The 13,759-nt window shown below is 70.9% G+C and carries 13 protein-coding genes; 9 read left to right on the top strand and 4 right to left on the bottom strand.

The annotated features are described in order from the left end of the window. Positions 1 to 193: 193 nt before the first annotated feature. The 5 genes from purS to AB0O40_RS26555 all read left to right on the top strand — a co-directional run bounded on the left by purS (position 194) and on the right by AB0O40_RS26555 (position 5,096). Entirely contained in the window at positions 194 to 439 is a 246-nt protein-coding gene (gene purS / locus AB0O40_RS26535; RefSeq protein WP_352197884.1) for a phosphoribosylformylglycinamidine synthase subunit PurS, read from the top strand. Positions 440 to 441: 2 nt separating this feature from the next. Beyond that, on the top strand, positions 442 to 1,122 hold the full coding sequence (purQ, locus tag AB0O40_RS26540) for a phosphoribosylformylglycinamidine synthase subunit PurQ (protein ID WP_365046644.1): 681 nt from the start codon (positions 442 to 444) through the stop codon (positions 1,120 to 1,122). Beyond that, on the top strand, positions 1,119 to 3,368 hold the full coding sequence (purL, locus tag AB0O40_RS26545; RefSeq protein ID WP_365046647.1) for a phosphoribosylformylglycinamidine synthase subunit PurL: 2,250 nt from the start codon (positions 1,119 to 1,121) through the stop codon (positions 3,366 to 3,368). Before purQ ends, purL begins: the two co-directional genes overlap by 4 nt. A gap of 80 nt (positions 3,369 to 3,448) precedes the next feature. Next, positions 3,449 to 4,240, top strand: a complete 792-nt coding sequence (locus AB0O40_RS26550; RefSeq protein WP_365046650.1) for a sterol carrier family protein — start codon at positions 3,449 to 3,451, stop codon at positions 4,238 to 4,240. Between the two features lie 58 nt (positions 4,241 to 4,298). Next, on the top strand, positions 4,299 to 5,096 hold the full coding sequence (locus AB0O40_RS26555) for an META domain-containing protein (protein ID WP_365046653.1): 798 nt from the start codon (positions 4,299 to 4,301) through the stop codon (positions 5,094 to 5,096). Between the two features lie 72 nt (positions 5,097 to 5,168). Here the strand turns inward: AB0O40_RS26555 and AB0O40_RS26560 are convergent, their stop codons facing one another. Together AB0O40_RS26560 and AB0O40_RS26565 are read right to left on the bottom strand one after the other, a co-directional pair. Beyond that, complete coding sequence (locus tag AB0O40_RS26560; protein WP_365046656.1) at positions 5,169 to 6,581, bottom strand: sulfatase-like hydrolase/transferase; 1,413 nt, start codon at positions 6,579 to 6,581, stop codon at positions 5,169 to 5,171. 116 nt (positions 6,582 to 6,697) lie between these two features. Continuing rightward, a complete protein-coding gene (locus AB0O40_RS26565) occupies positions 6,698 to 6,793 on the bottom strand; it encodes a putative leader peptide (RefSeq protein WP_365046659.1) in 96 nt (31 codons plus the stop codon). 145 nt (positions 6,794 to 6,938) lie between these two features. On the opposite strand from AB0O40_RS26565, the gene purF reads away from it, so the two are divergent. Both purF and purM read left to right on the top strand, forming a co-directional pair. Beyond that, the gene (gene purF / locus AB0O40_RS26570; RefSeq protein ID WP_365046662.1) at positions 6,939 to 8,456 is read left to right on the top strand and encodes an amidophosphoribosyltransferase; all 1,518 of its coding nucleotides are present in this window, start codon (positions 6,939 to 6,941) and stop codon (positions 8,454 to 8,456) included. A 76-nt stretch (positions 8,457 to 8,532) separates the two neighbouring features. Further along, positions 8,533 to 9,600 (top strand): phosphoribosylformylglycinamidine cyclo-ligase, encoded by a 1,068-nt coding sequence (gene purM, locus AB0O40_RS26575; protein ID WP_365046665.1) that lies wholly within the window; start codon positions 8,533 to 8,535, stop codon positions 9,598 to 9,600. Positions 9,601 to 9,717: 117 nt separating this feature from the next. On the opposite strand, the gene AB0O40_RS26580 is transcribed toward purM, so the two are convergent. Together AB0O40_RS26580 and AB0O40_RS26585 are read right to left on the bottom strand one after the other, a co-directional pair. Continuing rightward, complete coding sequence (locus tag AB0O40_RS26580; RefSeq protein WP_365046668.1) at positions 9,718 to 9,981, bottom strand: DUF3073 domain-containing protein; 264 nt, start codon at positions 9,979 to 9,981, stop codon at positions 9,718 to 9,720. Positions 9,982 to 10,273: 292 nt separating this feature from the next. Next, entirely contained in the window at positions 10,274 to 11,380 is a 1,107-nt protein-coding gene (locus AB0O40_RS26585; RefSeq protein ID WP_365046671.1) for a Glu/Leu/Phe/Val dehydrogenase dimerization domain-containing protein, read from the bottom strand. A gap of 172 nt (positions 11,381 to 11,552) precedes the next feature. On the opposite strand from AB0O40_RS26585, the gene AB0O40_RS26590 reads away from it, so the two are divergent. Then, positions 11,553 to 12,437 carry a hypothetical protein gene (locus AB0O40_RS26590; protein ID WP_365046674.1) on the top strand — a complete coding sequence of 295 codons (885 nt, stop codon included), beginning with the start codon at positions 11,553 to 11,555 and terminating at the stop codon, positions 12,435 to 12,437. Between the two features lie 503 nt (positions 12,438 to 12,940). Further along, on the top strand, positions 12,941 to 13,147 hold the full coding sequence (bldC, locus tag AB0O40_RS26595; protein ID WP_003949541.1) for a developmental transcriptional regulator BldC: 207 nt from the start codon (positions 12,941 to 12,943) through the stop codon (positions 13,145 to 13,147). Positions 13,148 to 13,759: the final 612 nt, after the last annotated feature.

Consider the following 13,759-nt stretch of genomic DNA (forward strand, 5'->3'; position numbering starts at 1 on the left):
TGTGAAGCCCAGTTAATTCCGCGGGCGTGTCCCGCCGCAATCCCGTGGGCGTGGTTTTCCCGATGATTTTGTGAAGTGTTGGTGCGGACGAAACGGGGCGGCCGCCCGCCCCCCGGGATATCTACCCGCGTAGAAATTTCGGGCGGGTACGCTGAGGGAACCGCCTTGCACCAACCACCCAACGGGAGTGCCAGTGGCACGCGTCGTAGTCGACGTCATGCTCAAGCCGGAGATCCTCGACCCCCAGGGCCAGGCGGTGCAGCGTGCACTGCCGCGCCTGGGCTTCGAGGGGATCGCGGACGTCCGCCAGGGGAAGCGCTTCGAACTCGAGGTGGAGGGACCGGTCGACCAGGCCGCCCTCGACCGCATCCACGAGATGGCCGAAACGTTCCTCGCCAACACCGTCATCGAAGACTTCACCGTGAAGGTCGAGGCCTGACGGTGACCACTCGCATCGGAGTCGTCACGTTCCCCGGAACGCTCGACGACCGCGACTCGCTCCGCGCCGTCCGCCTCGCGGGCGCCGAGCCGGTCTCGCTGTGGCACCGCGACAAGGACCTCCACCAGGTCGACGCGGTCGTCCTCGCGGGCGGCTTCTCCTACGGCGACTACCTGCGCGCCGGCGCCATCTCGCGCTTCTCGCCGGTCATGGAGACGATCATCGAGCAGGCGAAGGCGGGCATGCCCGTCCTCGGCATCTGCAACGGCTTCCAGGTCCTCACCGAGGCCCACCTGCTGCCCGGCGCGATGCTGCGCAACAACCACCTGCACTTCATCTGCCGCGACCAGAAGCTGCGGGTGGAGAACGCCGGCACCGCCTGGACCGGCGACTACGAGCAGGGCCAGGAGATCTCCGTCCCGCTCAAGAACATGGACGGCCGCTACGTGGCCGACGAGCGGGTGCTGGACGAACTGGAGGCCGAAGGCCGAGTGGCCTTCCGGTACCTGGACGTCAACCCCAACGGCTCGCTGCGCGACATCGCGGGCATCACCAACGCCGCGGGCAACGTCGTCGGCCTGATGCCGCACCCCGAGCACGCGGTCGAGCCGCTGATCGGGACGGGCCGTACCGACGGCCTCCCGTTCTTCACCTCGGTCCTGAAGAAGCTGGTCAACGCATGAGCCTCGACACCGTCAAGAACGCGACCGAGACCCCCGACGCGTCCCAGCCGTGGCAGGAGCTCGGCCTCAAGGAGGACGAGTACGCCCGGATCCGCGAGATCCTGGGCCGCCGTCCCACCGGCGCCGAGCTCGCCATGTACTCCGTCATGTGGTCCGAGCACTGCTCGTACAAGAGCAGCAAGGTCCACCTGAAGCAGTTCGGCGAGAAGGTCCCCGAGAACGACGCCATGCTCGTCGGCATCGGCGAGAACGCCGGCGTCGTCGACGTCGGCCAGGGCTACGCGGTCACCTTCAAGGTCGAGTCGCACAACCACCCGTCGTACATCGAGCCCTACCAGGGCGCGGCCACCGGCATCGGCGGCATCGTCCGCGACATCCTCGCCATGGGCGCCCGCCCGGTCGCCGTCGTGGACCCGCTGCGCTTCGGTGCGGCCGACCACCCCGACACCAAGCGCGTGCTGCCGGGCGTGGTCGCGGGCATCGGCGGCTACGGCAACTGCCTGGGCCTGCCCAACATCGGCGGCGAGGTCGTCTTCGACGCCTGCTACCAGGGCAACCCGCTGGTCAACGCCGGCTGCATCGGCGTCATGAAGCACGAGGACATCCACCTCGCCCAGGCCTCCGGCCCCGGCAACAAGGTCATCCTCTACGGCGCCCGCACCGGCGGCGACGGCATCGGCGGCGTCTCGGTCCTCGCGTCCGAGACCTTCGACGACACCAAGCCCACCAAGCGCCCCGCCGTCCAGGTCGGCGACCCCTTCCAGGAGAAGCTCCTCATCGAGTGCACCCTGGAGATCTTCAAGGAGAAGCTGGTCGCCGGCATCCAGGACCTCGGCGGCGCCGGCCTGTCCTGCGCCACCTCCGAGCTGGCCTCGGCCGGTTCCGGCGGCATGCGGGTCGAGCTGGACACCGTCCCGCTGCGCGACGCCACGCTCTCGCCCGAGGAAATCCTCATGAGCGAGTCGCAGGAGCGCATGTGCGCGATCGTGGAGCCGCAGCACGTCGAGCGCTTCATGGAGATCTGCGAGAAGTGGGACGTCATCGCCACCGTCATCGGTGAGGTGACCGAGGGCGAGCGCCTGGAGATCTTCTGGCACGGCGAGCAGATCGTGGACGTGCCCCCGGGCACCGTCGCCCACGAGGGCCCGGTCTACCACCGTCCGTACGCCCGCCCCGACTGGCAGGACGCGCTCCAGGCGGACCACGCCAACGCGCTGCCCCGCCCGGCCGACTCCGCGGAGCTGCGCGCGCAGGTCCTGGCGCTGGTCTCGTCGCCCAACCAGGCGTCGAAGTCCTGGGTCACCGACCAGTACGACCGCTTCGTGCAGGGCAACACCGTCCTGGCGCAGCCCGAGGACGCCGGCATGGTCCGCATCGACGAGGAGACCAACCTCGGCGTGGCCATGGCGACCGACGGCAACGGCCGGTACGCCAAGCTCGACCCGTACACCGGCGCGCAGCTGGCCCTGGCCGAGGCGTACCGCAACGTCGCCGCGACCGGCGCCAAGCCGCTGGCCATCTCCGACTGCCTGAACTTCGGCTCGCCCGAGGACCCGGCCGTCATGTGGCAGTTCGCCGAGGCCACCCGCGGTCTCGCGGACGGCTGCCTGGAGCTGGGCACGCCCGTCACCGGCGGCAACGTCTCCCTGTACAACCAGACCGGCGAGACCGCGATCCACCCGACCCCGGTCGTGGCGGTCCTCGGTGTCATCGACGACGTCAACCGCCGTACGCCGATGGCGTTCAAGGAAGAGGGCCAGCTCCTCTACCTGCTCGGCGACACCCGCGAGGAGCTGGGCGGCTCGGCCTGGTCCCAGGTCGTCCACGACCACCTCGGCGGCCTGCCGCCGCAGGTGGACCTGGGCCGCGAGAAGCTGCTGGCCGAGATCCTGATCTCGGCCTCCCGCGACGGCATGATCGACGCCGCGCACGACCTCTCCGACGGCGGCGTCATCCAGGCGCTCACCGAGTCCTGCCTGCGCGGCGGCAACGGCGCGCGCGTGGTGGTCCCGGAGGGTCTGGACGCCTTCGTCTTCCTCTTCTCGGAGTCCGCGGGCCGGGCGATCGTGTCCGTCCCGCGCAGCGAGGAGCTCCGCTTCACCGACATGTGCGGTGCCCGGGGCCTCCCGGTCACCCGCATCGGCGTGGTGGACGGCGACGAGATCGAGGTCCAGGGCGAGTTCAGCATCCCGCTGGCCGAGCTCAAGGAGGCCCACGAGGCCACCATCCCGGGGCTGCTCGCGTAGCCGCCGGTACCAGCCGTACCCCGTCGGGCCGGTCCCCGCGCAGGCGCGCGGTGGCCGGCCCGACGGCTACCCTCGGGCGCATGCCGCCCTCCCGGAAGCCGAAGCCCCGCAGCTACGACCCCGCCCGGACCCGGGCGGCGGTGCGCAGTCAGTACGCCCTGACGGCCGAGGCCGTCCGGAAGCTGGCCCCCGAGCAGCTGGCGCGGCCGGCCGGGCTGGGCGACTGGACCGTCCGGGACCTGGCCGCACACCTGGCCTGGGCGGTGGGCTCGCTGGCCGCCGCGGCCGCCCGGCCGCCCGCGGAGCGGGCCGAAGTCACCGTGCAGACCTGGCCGTTCGCCACCGCTCCGATCCGCGAGCAGATCGCGGACGCGCACCGGGGCAAGGACGCCGAGGACCTGTCCGCGCTCTGGGACCGGACCGGCGAGCGGCTGTCCGAACTGCTCGAGGTGCTGCCGGACGACCGGCTGCTCACCCTGTGGATCGGCGGCATGACCGTCGCCGACTTCGTCACCACCCGGGCCGTCGAACTGGTCGTGCACACCGACGACCTGAACCGCGCCCTGAGCCTGGAGATCCCCCTCGACCGGCAGGCGCTGGCCGCCTGCGTACGCATCCTCGCCGACGCCCTCGCGGTGAAGGCCCCCGGCGGCTCGGTGGAGGTCCGGATCCCGCCGTTCGCGGTGGTGCAGTGCGTGGAGGGCCCCCGGCACACCCGCGGCACCCCGCCGAACGTGGTCGAGACCGATCCGCTGACCTGGATCCGGCTGGCCACCGGCCGCCTGGCCTGGGACGCGGCGCTGGACGCGGCGGCGGTCCGGGCGAGCGGCGAACGCGCCGGACTGGGCGGGGTCCTGCCGGTCATGAGCTGAACCCCCGGGATCCGCCCCGGCGGTGGAACCGGTCCGGGCTCCGGCCCGTCCCACCGGCATGCGTACTCCATACGTCCTCACGGCGGCCGTCGCCGCCGCCCTCGTCCTGACGGCCTGCGGGTCGGAGAAGTCCGGTGCGGATCCGGGTGCCGGCGGTGTGCAACTGACCGGTGTGCGGTGGAGCGTGGAGAGCCTGAGCAGCGCCGGCAAGCGGCAGGCCGCCCCGGCCGGCGGCCAGGCCTACCTCCAGATCACGAAGGACTCGGCCGAGGGCGACAACGGCTGCGGCCCGTTCCGCGCCCGGGCCGAGACCGGGGCCAAGACCCTCACCCTGACCGACCCCACCGTCAACGACCTCGGGTGCGACGCCCCGCGCACCGCCTTCGCCGACGCCTTCATGAAGGTCATCGAAGGCCCGGTGACCACGGCCGTCTCCGGCGACCGGCTGACCCTGACCGCCAAGAGCGGCGACACCCTCGTCCTGACCACCCGGCCCGAGGCGCCGCCGGCCCCGCTGGCCGGCACCAAGTGGACCGTCACCGGTCTGGGCTCGGGCCAGAGCGCCGCCTCGCTGCCGGCCGGCACCGAGGGCACGGCGTACTTCACGATCGGCACGGACGGCAGGGCCGAGGGGAACCTCGGCTGCAACTCCTTCCACGCCACGGCGAAGGTGGCCGGCTCCGCCGTCACCTTCGGTCCGGTCGCCGCCACCAAGATGGCCTGCACCGGCCCGGCGGGCGAGGTGGAGCGCAGCGTCTCCGCCGTCCTGACCGGCACGGCCCGGGCCCGCATCGAGGGCACCGCCCTGACCCTCGAGGGACCCGGCGGCAAGACCCTGACCGCCACCGCGGGCTGAGCCGCCCGCCACGGCGGCCCGGCACCGCGGGCCCCGGTGCCGTCGCACGGCACCGGGGCCCGCGGCCCGGGGTCAGTACGGCAGCAGCCCCGCGTCCGTCCGCTCCCAGGCGGCCTTGAGCTCGGCCAGCCGGGCCGGCTCCACGGCCGCCTTGTCGGCCTGTTCGCGGACGTCCCCGGCCAGGTCGAAGAGCTGGTCCCGGCCGGTCTTGCCGCGGTAGTACTTCCAGTTGCCGCGGCGCAGCGCCCGCTCGCCGCGGACCCGCCAGAACAGGTCCCGGCGCGGCGCGGCCTCCCCGCGGAGCAGGTACCCGGCCAGGCTGGCGCCGTCCAGCGGGTAGGCCGGGTGCGGCCGGGTGCCTGCCAGCTCCAGCAGGGTGGCCGTCCAGTCGGGGCTGAAGACCGGCTCGTGGCTGACCTGGCCGCCGTCGATCCGGGCGGGCCAGCTCAGGAGGGTGGGCACCCGGATCCCGCCTTCCTGGAGGGAGGCCTTGTTGCCGGAGAGCGGCCAGTTGTAGGAGAACCGCTCGCCGCCGTTGTCGCTGGCGAAGACGACCAGGGTGTCCTGCTCCCGGCCGGCCCGCCGCAGTGCGGCCAGCACCCGCCCCACCGAGCGGTCCAGGTCCTCGACCATCTCCCGGTACTTGTCGACGGACCCGCCGTCCTGGTGCCACAGGGCGTTCCGGTCGCCCGCCTTGATCCGGCGGACGATCTCCGCGCTCTGCTCGGTGTCGCCGTCGGCGATCCAGGGCCAGTGCGGGGTGGTGAAGTTGAGGTTCAGCAGCCAGGGCCGGTCATGCTCCCGGGAGACGTACTCGGCGGCCCGCTCGGTGATGATCCGCGTGTAGTAGCGCAGGTCCCGGTACTCGGCGTCGCCCTCGTAGAGGTCGTACTCGCCGGCCAGGCCCAGCTTGGAGTAGTACTCCAGGGCCCCGCCGAAGTTGCCGAAGAACTCGTCCCAGCCGGACCGGGTGGGGCTGTAGTCGGGCAGGTAGCCGCAGTGCCACTTGCCGATCAGCGCGGTGGCGTACCCGGCCTCCCGGAGCAGCGAGGCGAGGGTGGGGTGGGAGGGCTCGAGGCCGGCGCTGCGGTCCGCGATGGGCTCGGCGAGCCCGCCCTTCGTACGGCCGGGGAAGCGGCCGGTGTACAGGCTGAAGCGGGTCGGGGAGCAGGTGGCGGAGCCGGCGTAGGCGTCGGTGAAGCGGACCCCCCGGCGCGCCAGCCGGTCCAGGTTCGGGGTGCGGATGTGCGGTGAGCCGTAGGACGAGAGGTCGGCCCAGCCGAGGTCGTCGCCCAGGATGAAGAGGATGTTCGGCCGCTTCGCGCGGCGTTCCCGGGCGGCCCGGAAAGGGCGTTCCGAGGGGGTCCCGGAGGCGTCCGCGAGGGCTTCCGGGGCGCTCGCGGCGACGCCGGCGGCGGCCGCGGCGCCGGCTGTGACGGCTCCCGCGAAGGCACGTCGGGACAGCGGGTGGTTGGACGAAGACACAGGGGCTCCCAAGCGCAGCACGCCGGGCCCGCGACCGGGCCGGGGCGCGCGGGGGCGCACCCGTCGGCAGGGCGGGGCCGGGCGGAGAAAAAGCAGAAAAGGAAAAAGAGTTGCGGCTACGCGGAGCAGCGACAGATGGCGCTCGCGACACGGACCAGGTCCACGTGCCGGCGCTCGACGAGGGTGACGATCCGGTCACCGAGAGGCTGCATGGGCGAGAGCCTGTACGAATTCCCTTGTAGGTGTCAACAAAGGATCCGCATACCGAGACGGGGGTGTTCCGTCACCCTCTGTGCTGTGAGATTTCCCGGGGCTCCCGAATTCGGACCAGTGGTCGATCTCGCCTACACTCAAAGCGTGCCTCGTGGTGATGGACGACTCAACCACGACCTGCTCCCCGGCGAGAAGGGCCCCCAGGACGCTTGCGGCGTCTTCGGTGTCTGGGCTCCGGGTGAAGAGGTCGCCAAGCTCACCTACTTCGGACTGTATGCGCTGCAGCACCGTGGACAAGAGTCCGCGGGCATTGCTGTGAGCAACGGTTCCCAGATCCTCGTCTTCAAGGACATGGGCCTCGTGTCCCAGGTCTTCGACGAAACCTCCCTCGGCTCCCTCCAGGGCCATATCGCGGTCGGTCACGCCCGTTACTCCACCACCGGTGCCTCGGTGTGGGAGAACGCGCAGCCCACCTTCCGCGCGACCGCCCACGGCTCGATCGCCCTGGGACACAACGGCAACCTGGTGAACACCGCCGAACTCGCCGAGATGGTCGCCGACCTGCCCCGGCAGGACGGCCGTGCCACCCAGGTGGCGGCCACCAACGACACCGACCTGGTGACGGCCCTGCTGGCCGGCCAGGTGGATGCCGACGGCAAGCCGCTGACCATCGAGGAGTCCGCCGCGGTGGTCCTCCCGAAGGTCCGCGGTGCCTTCTCCCTGGTCTTCATGGACGAGGGGACCCTCTACTGCGCCCGTGACCCGCAGGGCATCCGCCCGCTGGTGCTGGGCCGCCTGGAGCGCGGCTGGGTCGTCGCCTCCGAGACCGCCGCGCTCGACATCTGCGGCGCCAGCTTCGTCCGCGAGGTCGAGCCGGGTGAGATCGTCGCCATCGACGAGAACGGTCTGCGCACCTCGCGATTCGCGGAAGCGAAGCCCAAGGGCTGCGTCTTCGAGTACGTGTACCTGGCCCGTCCGGACACCGACATCGCCGGCCGCAACGTCTACCTCTCGCGCGTCGAGATGGGCCGCCGGCTGGCCAAGGAAGCGCCGGTCGACGCCGATCTCGTGATAGCGACCCCGGAGTCGGGCACCCCCGCCGCCGTCGGCTACGCCGAGGCGAGCGGCATCCCGTACGGCTCCGGCCTGGTCAAGAACGCCTACGTCGGCCGGACCTTCATCCAGCCCTCGCAGACGATCCGCCAGCTCGGCATCCGTCTGAAGCTCAACCCGCTCAAGGAAGTCATCCGCGGCAAGCGGCTGGTGGTCGTCGACGACTCGATCGTCCGCGGCAACACCCAGCGCGCGCTGGTGAAGATGCTCCGCGAGGCCGGTGCGGCCGAGGTCCACATCCGGATCTCCTCCCCGCCGGTGAAGTGGCCCTGCTTCTTCGGCATCGACTTCGCCACCCGCGCGGAGCTGATCGCCAACGGCATGACGGTCGACGAGATCGCCACCTCCCTGGGCGCGGACTCGCTCTCCTACATCTCGCTCGACGCGATGGTCGAGGCGACCACCATCCAGAAGCCGAACCTCTGCCGGGCCTGCTTCGACGGCGAGTACCCCATGGAGCTCCCGGACCCGGAGCTGCTGGGCAAGCAGCTGCTGGAGACCGAGCTGGCGGGCGGCACGGACGCCGCCGACGCGCTCCGTCGCCCGTAAGAGCCGCCCGTAAGAGCGGCGCCCCTTCCCGGGGCCGACCCGCAGTACGACACGAACGACACGAAAGTTCTCTCCCATGTCAGAGACCACCGGTGCCAGCTACGCGTCCGCGGGCGTCGACATCGAGGCGGGCGACCGCGCCGTCGAGCTGATGAAGGAGTGGGTGAAGAAGACGCAGCGCCCCGAGGTCCTCGGCGGCCTCGGCGGTTTCGCCGGCCTCTTCGACGCCTCCGCCCTCAAGCGCTACGAGCGCCCGCTGCTCGCCTCGGCCACCGACGGCGTCGGCACGAAGGTCGACATCGCCCGCCAGCTGGGCGTGTACGACACCATCGGCCACGACCTGGTCGCGATGGTCATGGACGACATCGTCGTCTGCGGCGCCGAGCCGCTGTTCATGACCGACTACATCTGCGTGGGCAAGGTCCACCCGGAGCGGGTCGCCTCGATCGTCAAGGGCATCGCCGAGGGCTGCGTGCTGGCCGGCTGCGCCCTGGTCGGCGGCGAGACCGCCGAACACCCGGGCCTGCTGGGCCCGGACGACTTCGACGTGGCCGGCGCCGGCACCGGCGTGGTCGAGTACGACCGGCTGCTCGGCGCGGATCGCATCCGTACGGGTGACGCGGTCATCGCCATGGCGTCCTCCGGTCTTCACTCCAACGGGTACTCGCTGGTCCGGCACGTCCTCTTCGACCGGGCCGGACTGCGCCTGGAGCAGGAGGTCCCGGAGCTCGGCCGCACCCTCGGCGAGGAGCTGCTGGAGCCCACCAAGATCTACTCGCTGGACTGCCTGGCGCTCACCCGGACCGCCGAGGTGCACGCGTACTCGCACATCACCGGCGGCGGCCTGGCGGCCAACCTGGCCCGGGTGATCCCCGACCACCTGCACGCCACGGTCGACCGGTCGACCTGGACCCCGGGCGCGATCTTCGACCTGGTCGGCACGGCCGGTCAGGTGCAGCAGCTCGAGCTGGAGAAGACGCTGAACATGGGCGTCGGCATGATGGCCGTGGTGCCGGCCGAGTCGGTCGAGGTGGCCCTGACCACGCTCGCCGACCGGGGTGTCGACGCCTGGGTCGCCGGTGAGATCACCGAGCGCGGGGAGCACACCGAGGGTGCGACCCTGACCGGGAGCTACGCCGGCTGAGGCGGCAGACCGTGCACACTGTGCTGCCCCAAGGCAGCACAGAACCCGGTCCGGGTGATCCCGGACCGGGTTTCGTGTTTGTGGCTATGAAGCCTGCTGCTAGGTCGGCCTGTTGCGTCAAGCGCCGCGACGCTGGGACGACGGACCGGACTCCTCGTCGTCGTCCTCGTCGTCGTCGTACAGATCCGCGTAGCGGGCGTACGGGTCGTCGTCCTCGTCGTCGTCCTCGAACGGCTCGCCGTTAGGCGGCTGGTTCGAGACCGGCTCCGAAGTCGATGCGCCCAGCTCGTTGGCCAGACGCGACAGGTCAGTCCCGCCGCTGCTGTACTTCAGCTGGCGGGCGACCTTCGTCTGCTTGGCCTTTGCCCGGCCGCGCCCCATGGCTCGACCCCCTCGGTGACGGGGCTCGACGGCCCCAGAGTCTTGACACGCGTTCATGATTCGGAACGGGCTCTCCGCAGAGAGACCGGTCCGTAGGGCTTCAACGGTACCTGCTTCCGCGGCCATACGGTACGTCGCCCGCATGACGTGCCGTGGAGCAGTGCCTGCGAGGCGCCCCGTACTCGCTGGTCAGCTGCGATTTTAGCCCCTAATCGGCGGCCGACCCGCCGAAGTGCAGTGAGTCTTGTCTCGCTGCACCCCGACGGGCCGTGCGCACACCGTCCGGCGGCGGTTACGCGGTGCGCGCGGCGCGCGCCTCCGCCATCCGCTGCTCGGCGATCCGGTCGGCCGCGGCGGCCGGCGGAATGCCGTCGGACTTCGCACGGGCAAAGATCTCGAGGGTGGTGTCGAAGATCTTGGTGGCCTTGACCTTGCAGCGGTCGAAGTCAAAGCCGTGCAGCTCGTCGGCGACCTGGATCACGCCGCCGGCGTTGACCACGTAGTCGGGCGCGTAGAGGATCCCGCGGTCCGCGAGGTCCTTCTCGATGCCCGGGTGGGCCAGCTGGTTGTTGGCCGCGCCGCAGACGATCTTGGCGGTGAGCACCGGGACCGAGTCGTCGTTGAGCGCGCCGCCCAGGGCGCACGGGGCGTAGATGTCCAGGCCCTCGGTGCGGATCAGGGTCTCGGTGTCGGCGACGGCGGTGACCTGCGGGTGCTTGTCGAGGATGCGCTGCACCGACTCCTGGCGGACGTCGGTGATCACGACCTCGGCGCCGTCCGCGAGCAGGTGCTCGACCAGGTAGTGGCCGACCTTGCCGACGCCCACGACGCCGACCTTGCGGCCGCGCAGGGTCGGGTCGCCCCAGACGTGCTGGGCGCTGGCGCGCATGCCCTGGAAGACGCCGTAGGCGGTCAGCACGGACGAGTCGCCCGCGCCGCCGTTCTCGGGGGAGCGGCCGGTCGCCCAGCGGGTCTCGCGGGCCACCACGTCCATGTCGGCGACGTAGGTGCCGACGTCGCACGCGGTCACGTAGCGGCCGCCCAGGGACTCCACGAAGCGGCCGTAGGCCAGCAGCAGTTCCTCGCTCTTGAGGACGTCCGGGTCGCCGATGATGACGGCCTTGCCGCCACCGTGGTCGAGGCCGGCCAGGGCGTTCTTGTACGACATGCCGCGCGAGAGGTTCAGCGCGTCGGTGACGGCCTCCTCGTCGGAGGCGTACGCGTGGAAGCGCGTGCCGCCGAGGGCCGGGCCCAGCGCGGTGGAGTGGATGGCGATGACGGCCTTCAGGCCGGTGGCGCGGTCCTGGCACAGCACGACTTGCTCGTGGCCGCCCTGCTCCGTGCGGAACAGGGTGTGCAGGACGCCGTCGGTCATTTCGGTCACGGTGGTGACTCCCATGGAAGAGATGCGGCGGGTGCCCTCCTGCGGGTGGGGAGGGCTGGTAGGAGCAGCGTAAATCCAAAGGGACGCCCGCAAGGCCCCCGTGCCCCAGATCACGCTCTCCCGGAGTACCGGAGCCCCGGCGGAGTACCGGGGAGTACCCGGGCCGGCCGGCGGGGAGGAGGTGGGGGTGACCGAATCCCCCGAGCCCAGGGCCCCCTCCGAGCGGTCGGCACCGACCGTGCCGTACGCCTCCTACCTGCGCGTGTACGAACCGCTGGGCGCGTTCCCGGAGCCGGAGCGGACGCACTGGTCCGACTACGCCCGGCGCGGCCGGGTCCCGACGTACCAGGACGAACTGCGCGGGGCCCTGGCGGACTTGGTGCCGGTGCCCGCGGTCGGCGTGCCGGTGCACGAGAGCGGGGACGCCTTCCTGGCGCAGGACGGCGCGACGCTGCTGGTCTGTCCCTGGCGGACCCGGCTGCGCGGCTGGCTGGCGCTGGAGGAGCTGATCGGGAGCGCGGCCCGGCCGGCCGGGGACGCCGGCCGGCTGCCGGCCGCGGTCCTGGACGCCGCGCTGCCGCCGGTGGTGCGGATGCAGGCGGTCGCGGACTACGAGCGGTGGCGGGAGCGGAACCCGGACGCCCGGCCGTGGATCCGCAGCGCGGTGTGGCAGGTCCCGCTGCGCTGGTTCGTACTGTTCACGGACGAGGAGCGGGAGTACCTTCCCGGGGAGCGGCTGCGCTACCGCACGCCGATGGTGCAGGGGCGGCGCCGGGTGGCCCGGGCGCTCCGGGTGCTCCGTCGGGCGGAGGGGTACGCTCCGCTGGCCGAGGGGCTGGTGGACGTCGGCAGCTGGCTCGAGGAGTTCCATCCGCGGTCCATGGTCGAGCTGGACTACGGCGGCCTGGTGCACGCGCTCGCCGCGGAGCGGCTGGCGGCGGACCACTCGGCGGCGGACCTGGCGGCCGCGCTGGCGGGGCTGCGGGACGGCGACGAGGCCGGGGCCGACGAGGCCTTCGGGCGGCTGGCGGAGCGCTGGCGGGCGGTGCGGGAGCGGCTGTTCGCGAACTGAGCCGGTCCGGGCGGGTCCGTCACCTGCGCGTCACCTGCGCGACTCGGGCCGTTCGGCCGGGACCTACGTCCTGATCCCGGCTAATGACTCAAGCGTGACGGACCGCACTATCTACACCCTTGCGCCGTTCCCCTACCCTCGTGCCAAAATAGGACAAGGAGTCCGGGGAGGGTTCCTTCCGCCCAACTAAGGGCGGAATGCTCGGTAATGCGCTCTATGGGGGGCGAGATGGCCCCCGATTGCTGTGTGACTGATCGTCACTGTGAGGTGACTGTCCGTTATGCGTGGGTCCATCGGCTTCCGTCGCGGATGAACACCTCAGAGGGCAATTCCATCGGTTTGGCCGACGTGGCTGGACAGATGGTGTAGTTGTAGTGCCGAGGACAAGCCGTTCGTCCTATAACCGACTCGGCCCGCGTATGTCCATTTCGGGCAACGCGGGCCAAGGTGCAGAATTTAGAGGAAAGAACCGAGATGGTTCGGTTCTCCCGAGGAGGCCGCTCATGACCGCTCGCACCCCTGATGCCGAGCCGCTGCTGACCCCGGCTGAGGTTGCCACGATGTTCCGCGTGGACCCGAAGACGGTCACTCGCTGGGCCAAGGCTGGCAAGCTCACGTCCATCCGCACCCTGGGTGGACACCGCCGTTACCGCGAGGCTGAGGTCCGCGCCCTGCTGGCGGGAATTCCGCAGCAGCGCAGCGAGGCCTGAGTTACCGCAGCACCCCGTAATACCGGGTCTTCGTCGGGTCCCCCAATCCGATGAACCCCACACAGCTCCATGCGACGGGACCTGCCCCAACAGGTCCTAGCCCCTGCTCGGCAGGTGTGAAGTCGTCTGATCGCGCTGGACTCCGCCGGGTCCAGCGCGATCTTTTTATGCCCCGAGCCTTGGCCAATGCTTCCGCCTGGAGTGTCCCTCGAGCAGGGTGCAATTGCACATATAAAATCGATCCTATGTAGGAGTGCCGTAAACAAGAACATTCCAAAAACTCATTCGGTGACACCTGTCACACGGGTTCACCCTTGTCGTTCCGGCATTGCACCCGTAAGGGGACTCGTCGGTAGAGACCGGTCAATCGCGCGGGTGACGGAGAGTGAGGGCCGGCGGCCCGGTGGGCGGCGTGTCGGAATTAATCATTCCGCTTTGTGCGGCGCTCAAACGTCCGGCGTGGAACGCCCGGATCCGACGGGGCCCGACCGGACCCGGAAACGCCTGAAGCCCGTATCCGGAGATACGGGCTTCAGAGGAAAGCGATCCTGACGGGACTTGAACCCGCGACCTCCACCTTGACAGGGTGGCGAGCTAACCAACTGCTCCACA

Source organism: Streptomyces sp. NPDC089919 (genome assembly GCF_040684615.1).
In the GTDB taxonomy this organism is placed as follows: Bacteria; Actinomycetota; Actinomycetes; order Streptomycetales; family Streptomycetaceae; genus Streptomyces.